Origin of the sequence: Pseudoalteromonas sp. SG43-8 (genome assembly GCF_014164245.1) — a bacterium.
In the GTDB taxonomy this organism is placed as follows: Bacteria; Pseudomonadota; Gammaproteobacteria; order Enterobacterales; family Alteromonadaceae; genus Pseudoalteromonas; species Pseudoalteromonas distincta.
The window spans coordinates 1-305 of the sequence record NZ_JACJEX010000045.1; the positions used below are offsets into that span (position 1 = coordinate 1).

General features: G+C 40.0%; 1 pseudogene. It reads left to right on the plus strand.

Features of this window, described 5'->3' with window-relative positions:
- Positions 1–123: 123 nt before the first annotated feature.
- A pseudogene (locus tag H5122_RS20265) lies at positions 124–305 on the plus strand (LLM class flavin-dependent oxidoreductase); the annotation flags it as partial.

Here is a 305-nt window from a genome sequence, read left to right on the forward strand (position 1 = left end):
TACCAATGATGTATTCGATAGTGAAAAACGCCACCGTGCACTCGAAATTTTAATGGAAATAAAACACTAGAATATAGTTAGTTAAGCAAGCGTACACCCTGGGCTTGTTAACATACAGACATCATTATACGCGGTAATGAGCTGTGGTTAAAACCACCTGTTGAAAGCATGGACGGGTTGTGGAGCGAACAAGAGCGCGCCCATGTAGAGAACTTTTTAAGCCTAAGCGTAGTAGGCGGACATGTAAGTATTAAACACAAGTTAGAGATGATAGCTAAACAGCTAGAAGTTGATGAGTTTATATT